We start from the raw sequence: 12,293 nt of genomic DNA, 5'->3' as shown, positions 1-12,293 counted from the left end.
ATGAAATGAACAGAAAGAAAAATACGTCTGCTGTCCTGGTTTACGGCGTACTTGTATTTATCACCATTATCTGCCTGTTTCCCATTGTGTGGATGTGCCTGATTTCCATAAAGAGCGCCAGTGAGAGCATTACGGGATTCAATTCCCTGATGGTTTCAAATCCCACCATGGCAAACTTTAAGCGCCTGTTTGAAATGATTCCTGTTGGACAGAATGCCTTTAACAGCGTGTTCACCACCATCATGGGAACCATTACCTCCCTGTTTTTCTGTGCCCTGGCAGGCTTTGCCTTTGCAAAGTACAGGTTTCCGGGCAGGAAATTCCTTTTTTACTTTGTCATTGCCACCATGCTGGTGCCGCCGGAGGTGGGAAGCGTGCCTTTGTTCATCATCATGAAGAAGGTGGGACTGATTAACAGCCTCTGGTCTTTGGTAATCCCCAGGATTGCCACTGCGGTGGGTATCTTTTACATGAACCAGTACATAACAGATGTGCCGGATGAACTGGTGGAGGCGGCCAGGATTGACGGATGTTCTGACTTCGGCATCTTCACCAGAATCATTCTCCCGGTTATCAAGCCGGCCATGGCCTCATGGGGAGCCATCACCCTGATTGCCAGATGGAACGATTTCTTCTGGCCTCTGCTGTACTTAAGGAAGCAGGCAAAGTACACGCTGATGGTGACGATTTCACTGCTGCCGGTCAGCGAGGGGTTATCCACCCCGTGGCCCGTTATACTGGCGGGCACCACCCTGGTTATCATACCTATCATCATCCTGTACCTGATTCTGGAGAAGTTCCAGAAGGCGGGTATGATGGAGGGCGCTGTTAAGGGATGACCTGGTGCGTATAAAAGCACATTGACAATCCAATGTTTTTTGCCTATGATTATGGCATAAGCAAAGACAGGAAAAGCAACAGCATTTTCAGGAATATTGCATAGGCAGTAAGCCTGGACGGACAGCGGTTCGCTGCCCGGAGCCGGCATGGGTTCCAGGAGGGAAGAGATATGACCCGGAAGGATTTGTGGAAATATTGCGGGGTGGAGCAGTGCAGGGAGATGATGGGGCAGGATAGTTGTCTTTAGACGCTGTCAGGTTAAGAAATTATTTTGTCAAATCCTTTTTTTCCTTTTTCTTTACTGTCCCTGATACATTCGTCCAGCAAAAGGGTTGAGTAGCCATGTCCCTTAAATTGTCCGGATACCCACAGACAGTGAGGATCGGATTCATACTTAAGCAGTATGATTCCGATCACCTTTATTTTTATTACCGTGAAAGGGTCTTACACCCCTTGTATAACCGGCTGTATCTGCCTGCCCTCCAGGGCCTCCTTCAGGGTGTTCTCTATGAGCCCGGTACGGGCAATCATGGAGGTGGGCTTTTTCACCGGGTCGTCCTGGCCAAAGGGGACAAAGTAGATGTTCTTCATGTTGAACAGCAGGCCGATGTTCTTAAGGTTGATGCCCAGGGCATCGTTGGTGGATACGGAAATCACCAGGGGCCTGCCGTTTCGCAGATGTGCTTTCGCGGCCATGAGGACCGGGGTGTCCGTTATTCCGTTGGCCAGTTTTGCCAGGGTGTTGCCGGTGCAGGGGGCGATGAGTAGGACATCCAGGTACCCCTTTGGACCAATGGGTTCGGCCTCCTCGATTTTTAGTATGGGCTTCATTTCCGTGATGGATGTTATCCGGTCCATAAACTCGCCGGTATCCCCAAAACGGGAGTCCGTGGACTGGACGCTCCCTGAGAATATGGGGTGCAGGACGGCTCCTGTCTCCTTCAGATGTCTGATTTCCTGTTCTATCTTTGCAAAGGTGCAAAAAGACCCGGTGACGGCCAGGCCTACATGTTTTCCTTTTAATTCCATATTGTTCTCCTTATTTCTTACTGAGTCTGTGAATCCCGGATATGCTCCATGACGGCCTCATAAAGAATGATGGCAGAGGAATGGGGGGAGTAACGGCCGGGAAGTCCGGGGCATAATCTGGCCCGTATATTCCGGCGTTTAAGGGCCTGGAAGTCCACCCCTCCCGGAGCGGAGGCAATGTCGATGACAGCCGCATTTTCCTGAAGCTGTTTTACCAGGGCACCATCCAGTACCAGGGACGGTATGGTGTTGAATATAAAGTCAAACTCTCCTATGACGGATTCCAGTTCCTTTAACAGGCAGGTATCGTATCCCAGACAATGGGCCTGGACCAGCCGGGAGGCATCGCGGCCTGCCACGGTTACGCCGGCACCCATGCCCTTCAGCCGATCGGCCAGAATGGAGGCGCATCTGCCGTATCCGGTTACCAGGCAGCGGCTTCTGTAAAGGTTCACCGGACTTAAGGCTATGGCCTCTGCCACGGCGCCCTCTGCGGTTGCCACGGCATTCCTCCATGCCACCTCCTCCATCCGCATGAAATCATGGCAGGGAATGGAAAGGGAATCACAGCGCTCCCTGACAGAGGAAGGGATATTACCTCCAAAAAGTATATGGGTGTTTTTCAGGCAGTCTGCGAGGGCTTGTATTTCCAGGCCGGGCAGGCTGTTTTCTGAGAAGATGGTTTTACCGTCCTTTGTAAAAGGAACGGGGCAGAGGATGATATGGGAATCTTCCATGGCTTCTCTGAGAGAGAAGGGGGAAGAGGGTCTGTCATAGTAAAAGAGGGTCCTGGCTCCGGACTGACTTAGAAGCCGGTTCAGGCAAATATGCCTGGAATCTCCGCCCAGTATGAGGAATTGATGCATGGATACGCTCCTTATGAGATTGGTTTCATATTGTCACTATATGACAGAAGGAAATAATTGGTACCATAAAGATGAGTTTGTCATATTTTCATAGTATAATGATTGAATCGGGGGACTTATGTTTATGAGACACAGTATTTTTGAGGGCAGCGCTACGGCAGTGGTGACGCCCATGAACGGATATGGAAATCTTGATTTTGACGCCTTTGGAAGGCTTTTGGAATGGATGATAAGGGAAGGGACGGACGCTGTGGTGGTGAACGGTACCACCGGGGAGTCGGCCACTTTGGACGACAAGGAAAAAATGGCTGTCATCCGCTATGCCGTAAGGCAGGTGGACGGCAGGATTCCTGTTATCGCGGGTACGGGGAGCAACTGTACGGAGCATGCGGTGGAGCTGTCCAGAAAGGCCCAGGAGCTGGGGGCAGATGCCCTGCTGCAGGTGACGCCTTATTACAATAAGGCATCCCAGGATGGGCTGGTGCGCCATTTTACCCAGGTGGCGGACCATGTAAGCATACCCATCCTTTTATACAATGTGCCAAGCCGTACCGGGGTGACCATCCAGCCGGAAACCTACAAGATTCTGTCGGAGCATCCCAATATACGGGGGACAAAGGAGGCCAGCGGCAGCCTGTCCCTGATTGCCAAAACAGCGGCTTTGTGCGGGGAGGGATTTGATATCTATTCCGGCAATGATGACCAGACCGTCCCCATCATGTCCCTGGGCGGCAAGGGGGTGGTGTCGGTGCTGGCAAATATCATGCCCAGGGAGACACATCAGATGTGCCGTCTGTACCTGGACGGAGATGTGAAGGAGAGCAGGCGGATGCAGCTTAAGCTTCTGGAAATCATGGAAGCCCTGTTCTGGGATGTAAACCCCATACCGGTGAAAGCAGCTCTTTGCATGATGGGAGTCTGCGGGGATGATCTGCGCCTTCCGCTGACGCCCATGGAGCCGGAGCAGAGGGAGAGACTGGCAGAGGTCATGAAACGGCAGGGAATCAGTCTGAAAAAAGAATTGCATAATCAGACAAATCTGCTATAATAAAGGGAGTGAAAGAATAGCAGTTTGGAGCTTTATGCACAGAGAATCAAAAGCCGGCAGCAACCATTGCTTCAGGGTGTTTCTGAAAATGTCAGATGCCTTTTAATAATGGTTTGCCCGGCTTTTATCTTTGAGGACGTTATTCTTTGAAAAATATAACCAATCAGAAAAAGGGGGGCATATCATTGGACCAGAATCAGCTTCACTATGGGATATCACTGAAATTATATTTTGAAAATAAGGCATTCGGACCCGGCATGTCAACACTGCTGAGGGGAGTGGAATCCACCGGTTCCCTTCAGGGGGCGGCTCAGACCATGAACATGGCTTACAGCAAAGCGTGGAAGATGTTAAAGGAGTCGGAAAAGGCATGGGGGTTCATGCTGACGGAGCGGGAGACTGGAGGAAGGGACGGTGGCGGTTCAACCCTTACGCCTCAGGCTGTCCGGCTGTTGGAGGCATATGACGCCTTCATGGCAGAGACAAGGCAGGAACTGGACCGGTTATTTGAAAAACATTTTTCCCGGGAATGGGTGGAAGAGCTGAAGCAATCTGCTGAGCTGGCAAAAGAATAATATAAGATGGAAGGAAATGGATGTAAAATGACGGAACGTACAAAACAACTGGTAATTGTAAGAGGCGGCGGTGATATTGCTACCGGTACCATCCATAAGCTTTGCCGCTGCGGATACCCGGTGCTGGTGCTGGAGTCGGGGTATCCCTCGGCAATCCGCAGATGTGTGGCCTTTTCCGAAGCAGTATATGACGGTACGTCCGAGGTGGAGGGAATCACCTGCATCAAGGCTTCCGGTTACGATGAAGCCTGCACCATCATGGAACAGGGAGCAGTGCCCGTCATGATTGACGAGAACTGCGGGGTGCTGGAAAAAGTGCGGCCCTGGGCGCTGGTGGATGCCATCCTGGCAAAGAAAAACCTGGGTACCACAAGAGATATGGCGGATAAGACCATTGGACTGGGGCCGGGCTTCACAGCCGGACAGGATGTGGACCTTGTGATAGAGACCATGAGAGGCCACAATCTGGGGCGCATCATTGGAAACGGAAGCGCAGCCCCCAATACCGGAGTTCCCGGAGTTATCGGCGGCTATGGGGCTGAGAGGGTCATTCATTCCCCGGCCAAGGGGATTTTCTTTGGCAAGGCCCTGATTGGGGATATGGTGGAACAGGGCCAGGCCATTGGCGTCATTGTGACCGGACAGGGCGAGGTCACGGTGGAAGCTTCCCTTACAGGGCTATTGAGGGGAATCATAAAAGACGGGTATCCGGTAGTGGAGGGATTTAAGATTGCTGATATAGACCCCAGAAAAAGTGAATATGAAAACTGCTTCACCATATCGGACAAGGCCAGATGCATCGCGGGCTCCGTGGTGGAGGGCCTACAGATGCTGGAGGTGAAGCAGGGGTATTGATTGGAAAGCCTATACGGCACAGACCGCGCATTTTTCTTCCAGGATTTCTGTGAGGGCTGTGCCGCTGCTGGTATGGCAGCGGACAATCTCCGTGCCGCTTCCCACCTCGTCCAGGGCGCAGCGTATCATTTTGTGGGACACTGTGTTGGTAAACAGGACCAGCAGGTCAGGACTGCCAATCTGTTTATCCAGGCTTGCGCTCATTTGGGTAAATACTTTTGCCTTACACTTGTAATTCCTGCAAATCTTTTTATATTGGCTTACCATGCGGTCATGGCCTCCGATAATGACAACGCTCATGTAAAATCCTCCTTTTGTGGTGTCTATTTGGTTAGTTGCAACTAACTGTGTAATGACATAATACAATAATTTTGTAAAATTGTCCAGCCCTTTACATGAGAAAGTTTATCATATTTCCGGGGCCGATTTTGTGTTGTTTTGGCATCAGGGCTCTTCACAGGAATTTTTGCCGGCTGCCGGCATTTTACAAATGGGGAAAGGTGTGATATACTATACAGATACCCCGTTAACACTTGAACAGTATCTGTTCGGAAAGGTGGGAATTTGTTTAAAAAAGGAGAATACATTCTCTATGGAACCGTAGGCGTATGCCAGGTGGAAGGCATATTGAAACCTGACTTCTCTAATAATGACAAGGTATATTACAGCCTTGTGCCAAAGTTTGACCAGGATACAACCATCTATATACCGGTAGACAGCCCAAAGGTAAAGATGAGGGAAATCATGACCAGACAGGAAGCAGAGCAGTTTATACTGGCCCTGCCGTCTGTTGCGTGCAAGCGGTATGCAAACGACAAGGAAAGACCCCAGGTATACAGGCAGGTTCTCGAGTCCGGCGATTGTGTTGAACTGGCATCCATGATTAAGGAGATATCAGAGATGGAGCAGCACCGCAGAGGAAAGGGAAAGCCCCTGTCCATCCGCGAGCGGGATGGCGTCAAGAGCGCCCGGAAGCTGCTGTTTGGTGAGCTGGCCACTGCCCTGGATATCTGTCCGGAGGAGATTCCGGATTATATTACCAGCCAGATTGGGGAATCGTGATATATCTGTGAAACATTTAACTATTTTAATTTAGTCTGAACTGTGGTAAAATCTTGAGTTGAAAGAATCAGATTCTTAACTTGGGAAAGGCGGCAGGAGAGATGGAAAAGAGTATGGGTACCCGTGGACAGATGTCGGAGGCTGTGTCAACGGGTATTTTTTTGACTTTGTCCGGAGGCTTTCAGGATGCTTATACGTATTACTGCAGGGGAAATGTGTTTGCCAACGCACAGACAGGCAATATCGTGCTCATGGGGAGCCATTTGGCTGCCAGGGAGTGGAACGTGGCCCTGCGGTATCTGGCTCCTGTCCTGGCCTTTGCAGGCGGAGTGTACATGGCGGAGCATGTGAAACGGCTTCACCGGCAGGACAGGAGATTTCATTGGAGGCAGCTGATTGTGGCCATTGAAATCATCCTTCTTTTTGTGGTGGGATTTCTGCCCCAGGATATGAATATGGCGGCCAATATCATTGTTTCATTCGTATGCGCCCTTCAGGTCAATGCCTTCAGGAAAATCAAGGGAAGCCCCTACGCCACCACCATGTGCATCGGAAATCTGCGCAGCGCCACAGAAAACCTGTACTGGTACCGCCACACGGGCCAAAAGGACCATCGCGATAAATGTATCCGCTATTACGGAGTTATCGGCATATTTGCGGTGGGAGCCGTCATGGGCAGTGTGCTTACGGCCCATCTCAGGGAGCGCACCATATGGGTCAGCTGCGGGCTGCTGCTGGTCAGCTTCCTGATCATGTTTGTAAAAGAAGATATAGAAGGCGGGCATGTGTAAAAGCTGCCTCCCAAAGAAATGTAGATATATGGAAAAAACGGCTGAAGGTACCGGCTGTGATTCGGCGGCTTTCCCATTGACAAGCGCGTTCTTATGAAGGAAAACCCGGAGCGTTCCATGATATTCTGCGGCATGATTCACGGTGAGATGGAGCAGAAGGAACGGCTTAAAAATGTGGACGCATTCAGGCGGGTAGGGTTCCGGTACCTGATTGCCGCGGATGTGGCTGCCAGGGGAATTGATTTTGAGGACGTCAGCCTGGTGGTGAACTACAATTTCCCCATGGGAAGGGAGGCTTATGTGCACCGGATTGGTCGGACCGGGAGAAATGGCAAAAATCATAACAGTGAAAGAGGCGGCAGAGCTGGTACAGGACGGCGCGGTTATCGGTTCGGCGGTCCAGGGAATGACAGGCTGGCCGGAGGAAATAGGGCTTGCCATTGAGAACAGATTTATGGAAACAGGACACCCGTCGGGCATCACCCATATCCACGGGGCGGGTCAGGGGGATTTCGGCCGTATGTCTGAGGACGGCAAAACCTGCCGGGGAGAGTGTGCGCTGGCCCACGACGGACTGCTTTCATGCAGCATACACGGCCATGCGGGATGTTCCTTTAAGGTGACAAAGCAAATCGTGGACAACAAGATTCTGGCCTACAACATTCCACTGGGAGTGGTGGGGCAGATTTGGAGGGAGATGGGGCGCGGATTCCCGGGCCTTCTGACAAAGGTGGGACTGGGCACGTTCATGGACCCCAGATACGACGGGGCCATGGTCAACGAAAAGACAAAGAAGGAAGGGAAAGGGCCATTGAAAATCTTAAGACAGCGGGGGCCTCTCCGGTTATCATTGTGGCCGGATATAAAGCGGACCAGCTGATGGATTATCTGCGGCCCCTGGATATCATGTTTGTCCGCAATGAAAATTATGCCTCCGGCCAGATGTTTGATTCGGTCAAACTGGGGATATCCAGGGCTGCCGAGCTGTGCGGCCGAATCCTCATCACGCCTGCGGACGTCCCGCTGATTGAGCAGGCCGCCTTTAAACAGGTGATGGAATGCCCGGGCGCCCTGGTGCGCCCGGTCTGCGGCGGCCGTCCGGGCCATCCGGTCCGGGCGGATTCACGGCTGGTGCCGGATATCTGCGCCTACAGGGGCGGGGGAGGGCTCAAGGGAGCCATGGAGCGCCTGGGGGTGCCGATTACGGAACTGGAGGTGGAGGATCCGGGAATTTATCTGGATGCGGATACGCCTCAGGATTATATGAGTCTCAGATACTGGAATGATTACAGTCAGATACAGAAACAAAGCCCTAAAATGATACATTTCCGTATTTCAATAGGAATGACCTCATAGGGGTGTGGAAATGGTCAGGTGTGCCGCAGAGATGGAACGCCCGGCCATTTTCGCCTTAAAAGACTATGAAAACCCATATAAATTCCAGTTTTGCAGTGTATCTATCTTTACAAAATCGAACGCTGGTGCTATTCTATATGTAATGCGTTATTTGAAAAAATAAATAACGGGCGGAGGTTAAATAGAATGAAACTGATTCAGACAGTGGATGCGGAGGGCACCGTACTGTGCCATGATATCACACAGATTATTAAGGGCGTGACAAAGGATGCGGTATTCCGTAAGGGCCATGTGGTCACCAGGGAAGACATACCGGTCCTCTTAAGTGTGGGAAAGGACCAGCTCTATGTATGGGAGAAGGAGGATGGAATGCTTCATGAGAATGATGCGGCGGAGATTCTCTGTGACATGTGCAAAGGGCAGAATATGGAGCGTTCCCAGGCAAAGGAAGGAAAGATTGAGCTGACGGCAGCATGTGACGGCCTTCTGAAGGTGGATAACCGGGGGCTTAAGGCGGTAAACGGATTCGGACAGATGATGATAGCCACCCGTCACGGCAATTTTGCAGTGAAGAAGGGGGATAAGCTGGCAGGGACCAGAATCATCCCTCTTGTGATTGAGGAAGAAAAGATGGAGGCGGCAAAAAGGGCGGCCGCAGAGGCAACAGGGGGATGTCCCATCCTGGAGCTGAAACCATTTTTACATAAAAAGGCAGGTATCGTTACAACGGGCAACGAGGTGTTTTACGGCCGTATCCAGGATACCTTCACCCCTGTGATCCGGGGAAAGCTTTCGGAGTTTGACACAGAGGTCATTGACCATGTGACGTGGAACGATGACGATACCAAGGTGACGGCCAGCATCCTGGACATGATACAAAAGGGCGCGGACGTGGTTGTCTGTACGGGCGGCATGAGCGTGGACCCGGACGACAAGACGCCGCTTGCCATCCGGAACACAGGAGCGGACATCGTATCATACGGAGCGCCGGTGCTTCCGGGAGCCATGTTCCTGCTGGCCTATTACCAGGTCAGGGATGGGGAAAATCCCCGTACGGTTGCCATCATGGGACTTCCGGGGTGCGTCATGTATGCCAAGCGTACCATATTTGATCTGGTCCTGCCGAGAATCATGGCGGATGACCAGGTGACGGCGGATGATCTGGCCGCGTTGGGCCAGGGCGGGCTTTGCCTTAACTGTCCGGAATGCACCTTCCCCAACTGCGGGTTCGGCAAGGGGATGTAACAAACCGTTTGAAAGGAAACAGACATGGAATTTACACATTTTGACGACCAGGGCAACGCCCTGATGGTGGATGTAGGGGATAAGGCTGAGACAAAGCGGGAGGCAGTGGCCAGAGGAAGCATCTTTATGAGCCCTCAGTGCCTGGAAAAGGTGGCGCAGGGGACCATGGCAAAGGGAGATGTGCTGGGGGTTGCCAGAGTGGCAGGCATCATGGGGGCCAAAAGAACCTCGGAGCTGATTCCTCTGTGCCATATACTGAATCTCACCAAGCTTACCGTGGATTTCACCATAAAGAAGGAGAGCAATGAGATTGAGGCGGTCTGCACGGCCAGGACCACGGGAAAGACCGGCGTGGAGATGGAGGCGCTGACAGGAGTGTCCGTGGCGCTGCTGACAGTCTACGATATGTGCAAGGCCGTGGATAAGTCCATGGAAATCGGAGACATTTACCTGGAACATAAAAGCGGAGGCAAGAGCGGGGAATTCCATAACCCCAGATGTGCCCGGAACAGGGGATGAGCAATATGAAGGATGCATTGGGTAGAACCATTGACTATATGAGGATATCCATTACGGACAGGTGCAACCTGCGCTGTAAGTACTGCATGCCCTATGGGGTGGAGTGCGTTCCCAGATGGGATATCCTGTCTCTGGAGGAGATCCGGGCCGTGGGAATCTGCGCTGCCAGCCTTGGCATACGCCATATCAAGGTGACAGGGGGCGAACCCCTGGTGCGCAGGGACTGCTGCCAGCTGGTAAAGCAGCTTAAGAGCACACCGGGCATTGAGAAGGTAACCATAACCACCAACGGCGTACTGCTGGAGCGGTATCTGGACGATTTGACGGAGGCCGGGATAGACGGCATCAACATTAGTCTTGACACCCTGGACAGGGATCTGTATCAGAGGATAACGGGAACCGACGCACTGGGTACTGTGACGGAAGCCGTCAGGCGGGCCTGCGCCATGCCGTTATCTGTTAAAATCAATGCAGTGTCCATTGATTTCAGCCAGATGGATGAAGAACACCGGGAAGCCGGACAGGATGGCTGGCGGCAGATGGCGGAGCTGGCAAGGGAATATCCGGTGGATGTGCGGTTTATTGAGATGATGCCCATTGGTTACGGCAGGAATTTTAAGACCATCAACCACCAGGAGCTGCTGGAGGAGATGATGAAGGCATACCCCTGTATGGAGGAGGATGACCGGGTTCATGGCTTCGGACCGGCTGTCTACTACAGGATACCGGGATTTAAGGGCAGTATCGGACTGATCAGCGCTATCCACGGAAAATTCTGCGGCGACTGCAATCGGGTGCGCCTTACCTCCCAGGGCTATCTGAAGCCCTGTCTGTGCTATGAGGACGGGGTGGATTTGAGGCGGATACTTAGAAAAGGACAGGAACGGCCTGAGGAGGAGGGGCATTACCGGTGGCCCTATGCCGGCTGTCCGTCTGACGGGGAGCTTCAGAGGGAACTGAGGAAGGCCATGGAACAGGCTGTTTTACGCAAACCCGCGGCCCACTGCTTCGAGCGTCCGGGTCAGGTAACAGAAGCACATAACATGATTGCTATTGGAGGATAAAGTATATGTCAGAGCAGACAAAACAGAGTGTCTGTCCCACCGGAGTGGTGAAGGCCATCTGTATCAGTGATAAACGGGGAATTGAGAAGAGGGCCATAGAAGAGGGGCATTTTCTGGTGGATTTCGGTATTGAGGGAGATGCCCACGCAGGCCGCTGGCACCGCCAGGTAAGCCTTCTCTCCTATGATAAGGTGAGGGCGTTCAACGAGCGCGGGGCCAATGTTATAGACGGGGCTTTTGGCGAGAACCTGGTGGTGGAGGGTATTGATTTCAGAAGCCTTCCCGTGGGTACAAGGCTGTATGCGGGCACCGTGCAGCTGGAGATGACCCAGATAGGAAAGGAATGCCACAGCCACTGCGCTATCTACAAGCGGATGGGTGAGTGCATCATGCCGAAGGAGGGAGTGTTTGCCAGAGTTGTCCGGGAGGGAATCATCCGTCCAGGGGATGTGATGCGGGTGGAGCCGCCGGCGGAGGAACGTCCCTTTACGGCTGCCGTCATCACTCTCAGCGACAAGGGCGCCAGGGGAGAGCGAAAGGACGAGAGCGGTCCCGCGGCAAAGGAGTTGCTGGAAGCGGCCGGATATGAGGTGGTGGAGCTTTTGCTTTTGCCGGATGAGCCGGTCCAGTTAAAGACACAGCTTATACGTCTGGCCGACAGCCGCCAGGTGGATCTGGTGCTGACCAGCGGAGGAACGGGATTTTCCCTCAGGGACCAGACTCCCGAGGCCACCATGGCAGTGGCTGAGCGCAATGCGCCTGGAATCGCCGAATTCATCCGCATGAAGTCCATGGAGGTGACGGACCGGGCCATGCTCAGCAGGGGCGTGTCCGTTATCCGGGGAAAGACCCTGATTGTGAACCTGCCGGGAAGCCCCAGGGCGGTTAAGGAGAGCCTTGGCTTCATCATGGGCAGTCTTGACCATGGACTTAAGATACTCAGGGGAAGCGCCTCGGAATGCGCCAGAAGCTAACGTGGGTCTGAACGCAAATTCAGACACACTCCAGAGATACAGATAACAGTGATATAGGAATACAGGCGC

Annotated in this window: 15 protein-coding genes and 2 pseudogenes; 13 read left to right on the top strand and 4 right to left on the bottom strand. The window is 52.6% G+C overall.

The window, feature by feature from the left end:
* Positions 1 to 5 precede the first annotated feature (5 nt).
* Positions 6 to 839 (top strand): carbohydrate ABC transporter permease, encoded by an 834-nt coding sequence (locus LA360_RS28550; protein ID WP_002593449.1) that lies wholly within the window; start codon positions 6 to 8, stop codon positions 837 to 839.
* Between the two features lie 280 nt (positions 840 to 1,119).
* Here LA360_RS28550 and LA360_RS31735 read toward each other — a convergent pair.
* From LA360_RS31735 to LA360_RS28535, 3 genes and pseudogenes are all read right to left on the bottom strand, one after another.
* A pseudogene (locus LA360_RS31735) lies at positions 1,120 to 1,215 on the bottom strand (GNAT family N-acetyltransferase); the annotation flags it as partial.
* A gap of 69 nt (positions 1,216 to 1,284) precedes the next feature.
* Positions 1,285 to 1,869 (bottom strand): dipicolinate synthase subunit B, encoded by a 585-nt coding sequence (locus LA360_RS28540; protein WP_022201908.1) that lies wholly within the window; start codon positions 1,867 to 1,869, stop codon positions 1,285 to 1,287.
* Positions 1,870 to 1,886: 17 nt separating this feature from the next.
* Positions 1,887 to 2,735 (bottom strand): dipicolinate synthase subunit DpsA, encoded by an 849-nt coding sequence (locus tag LA360_RS28535; protein ID WP_022201907.1) that lies wholly within the window; start codon positions 2,733 to 2,735, stop codon positions 1,887 to 1,889.
* A gap of 124 nt (positions 2,736 to 2,859) precedes the next feature.
* Here LA360_RS28535 and dapA point away from each other — a divergent pair, with 124 nt between their 5' ends.
* The 3 genes from dapA (at position 2,860) to yqeB (ending at position 5,213) form a co-directional block, all read left to right on the top strand.
* Positions 2,860 to 3,783, top strand: a complete 924-nt coding sequence (gene dapA, locus LA360_RS28530; protein ID WP_022201906.1) for a 4-hydroxy-tetrahydrodipicolinate synthase — start codon at positions 2,860 to 2,862, stop codon at positions 3,781 to 3,783.
* A gap of 185 nt (positions 3,784 to 3,968) precedes the next feature.
* Positions 3,969 to 4,358, top strand: a complete 390-nt coding sequence (locus LA360_RS28525; RefSeq protein WP_057572492.1) for a winged helix-turn-helix domain-containing protein — start codon at positions 3,969 to 3,971, stop codon at positions 4,356 to 4,358.
* A 27-nt stretch (positions 4,359 to 4,385) separates the two neighbouring features.
* On the top strand, positions 4,386 to 5,213 hold the full coding sequence (gene yqeB, locus LA360_RS28520; protein WP_112482541.1) for a selenium-dependent molybdenum cofactor biosynthesis protein YqeB: 828 nt from the start codon (positions 4,386 to 4,388) through the stop codon (positions 5,211 to 5,213).
* A gap of 9 nt (positions 5,214 to 5,222) precedes the next feature.
* Here the strand turns inward: yqeB and LA360_RS28515 are convergent, their stop codons facing one another.
* On the bottom strand, positions 5,223 to 5,513 hold the full coding sequence (locus LA360_RS28515; protein WP_002575462.1) for a DUF2325 domain-containing protein: 291 nt from the start codon (positions 5,511 to 5,513) through the stop codon (positions 5,223 to 5,225).
* A gap of 264 nt (positions 5,514 to 5,777) precedes the next feature.
* On the opposite strand from LA360_RS28515, the gene LA360_RS28510 reads away from it, so the two are divergent.
* From LA360_RS28510 to LA360_RS28470, 9 genes and pseudogenes are all read left to right on the top strand, one after another.
* Positions 5,778 to 6,275: a CarD family transcriptional regulator gene (locus tag LA360_RS28510; protein WP_002593450.1), complete on the top strand. Its 498-nt coding sequence runs from the start codon at positions 5,778 to 5,780 to the stop codon at positions 6,273 to 6,275.
* 101 nt (positions 6,276 to 6,376) lie between these two features.
* Positions 6,377 to 7,066 (top strand): YoaK family protein, encoded by a 690-nt coding sequence (locus tag LA360_RS28505; RefSeq protein WP_002584311.1) that lies wholly within the window; start codon positions 6,377 to 6,379, stop codon positions 7,064 to 7,066.
* 81 nt (positions 7,067 to 7,147) lie between these two features.
* Positions 7,148 to 7,402: pseudogene (locus LA360_RS31730) on the top strand (helicase-related protein); the annotation flags it as partial.
* Positions 7,395 to 7,946, top strand: coding sequence for a CoA-transferase (locus LA360_RS28495; protein ID WP_022201903.1), 552 nt, complete (start codon positions 7,395 to 7,397; stop codon positions 7,944 to 7,946). The pseudogene LA360_RS31730 and the gene LA360_RS28495, both read left to right, overlap by 8 nt.
* Complete coding sequence (locus LA360_RS28490) at positions 7,919 to 8,422, top strand: nucleotidyltransferase family protein (RefSeq protein ID WP_242857940.1); 504 nt, start codon at positions 7,919 to 7,921, stop codon at positions 8,420 to 8,422. The genes LA360_RS28495 and LA360_RS28490 overlap by 28 nt, the downstream gene beginning before the upstream one ends.
* A 186-nt stretch (positions 8,423 to 8,608) precedes the next feature.
* Positions 8,609 to 9,667, top strand: coding sequence for a molybdopterin-binding protein (locus LA360_RS28485; protein ID WP_022200744.1), 1,059 nt, complete (start codon positions 8,609 to 8,611; stop codon positions 9,665 to 9,667).
* Between the two features lie 24 nt (positions 9,668 to 9,691).
* A complete protein-coding gene (moaC, locus tag LA360_RS28480; RefSeq protein ID WP_002584307.1) occupies positions 9,692 to 10,186 on the top strand; it encodes a cyclic pyranopterin monophosphate synthase MoaC in 495 nt (164 codons plus the stop codon).
* Positions 10,183 to 11,250: a GTP 3',8-cyclase MoaA gene (gene moaA / locus LA360_RS28475; RefSeq protein ID WP_057572494.1), complete on the top strand. Its 1,068-nt coding sequence runs from the start codon at positions 10,183 to 10,185 to the stop codon at positions 11,248 to 11,250. Before moaC ends, moaA begins: the two co-directional genes overlap by 4 nt.
* 5 nt (positions 11,251 to 11,255) lie before the next feature.
* Complete coding sequence (locus tag LA360_RS28470) at positions 11,256 to 12,224, top strand: MOSC domain-containing protein (RefSeq protein WP_022200746.1); 969 nt, start codon at positions 11,256 to 11,258, stop codon at positions 12,222 to 12,224.
* Positions 12,225 to 12,293: the final 69 nt, after the last annotated feature.

Origin of the sequence: Enterocloster clostridioformis (genome assembly GCF_020297485.1) — a bacterium.
Classification (GTDB): domain Bacteria; phylum Bacillota; class Clostridia; order Lachnospirales; family Lachnospiraceae; genus Enterocloster; species Enterocloster clostridioformis.
The sequence above is the reverse complement of the archived record's forward strand: the minus strand, read 5'-3'. Positions and strand labels throughout refer to the sequence as shown.

Excerpts from the sequence above, each read along its gene's own strand:
- yqeB (WP_112482541.1), top strand. The coding sequence starts at position 4,386 with ATGACGGAACGTACAAAACAACTGGTAATTGTAAGAGGCGGCGGTGAT.
- LA360_RS28535 (WP_022201907.1), bottom strand. The coding sequence starts at position 2,735 with ATGCATCAATTCCTCATACTGGGCGGAGATTCCAGGCATATTTGCCTG.
- LA360_RS28550 (WP_002593449.1), top strand. The coding sequence starts at position 6 with ATGAACAGAAAGAAAAATACGTCTGCTGTCCTGGTTTACGGCGTACTT.
- moaC (WP_002584307.1), top strand. The coding sequence starts at position 9,692 with ATGGAATTTACACATTTTGACGACCAGGGCAACGCCCTGATGGTGGAT.
- LA360_RS28540 (WP_022201908.1), bottom strand. The coding sequence starts at position 1,869 with ATGGAATTAAAAGGAAAACATGTAGGCCTGGCCGTCACCGGGTCTTTT.
- moaA (WP_057572494.1), top strand. The coding sequence starts at position 10,183 with ATGAGCAATATGAAGGATGCATTGGGTAGAACCATTGACTATATGAGG.
- LA360_RS28470 (WP_022200746.1), top strand. The coding sequence starts at position 11,256 with ATGTCAGAGCAGACAAAACAGAGTGTCTGTCCCACCGGAGTGGTGAAG.
- dapA (WP_022201906.1), top strand. The coding sequence starts at position 2,860 with ATGAGACACAGTATTTTTGAGGGCAGCGCTACGGCAGTGGTGACGCCC.
- LA360_RS28495 (WP_022201903.1), top strand. The coding sequence starts at position 7,395 with ATGGCAAAAATCATAACAGTGAAAGAGGCGGCAGAGCTGGTACAGGAC.
- LA360_RS28515 (WP_002575462.1), bottom strand. The coding sequence starts at position 5,513 with ATGAGCGTTGTCATTATCGGAGGCCATGACCGCATGGTAAGCCAATAT.
- LA360_RS28485 (WP_022200744.1), top strand. The coding sequence starts at position 8,609 with ATGAAACTGATTCAGACAGTGGATGCGGAGGGCACCGTACTGTGCCAT.
- LA360_RS28505 (WP_002584311.1), top strand. The coding sequence starts at position 6,377 with ATGGAAAAGAGTATGGGTACCCGTGGACAGATGTCGGAGGCTGTGTCA.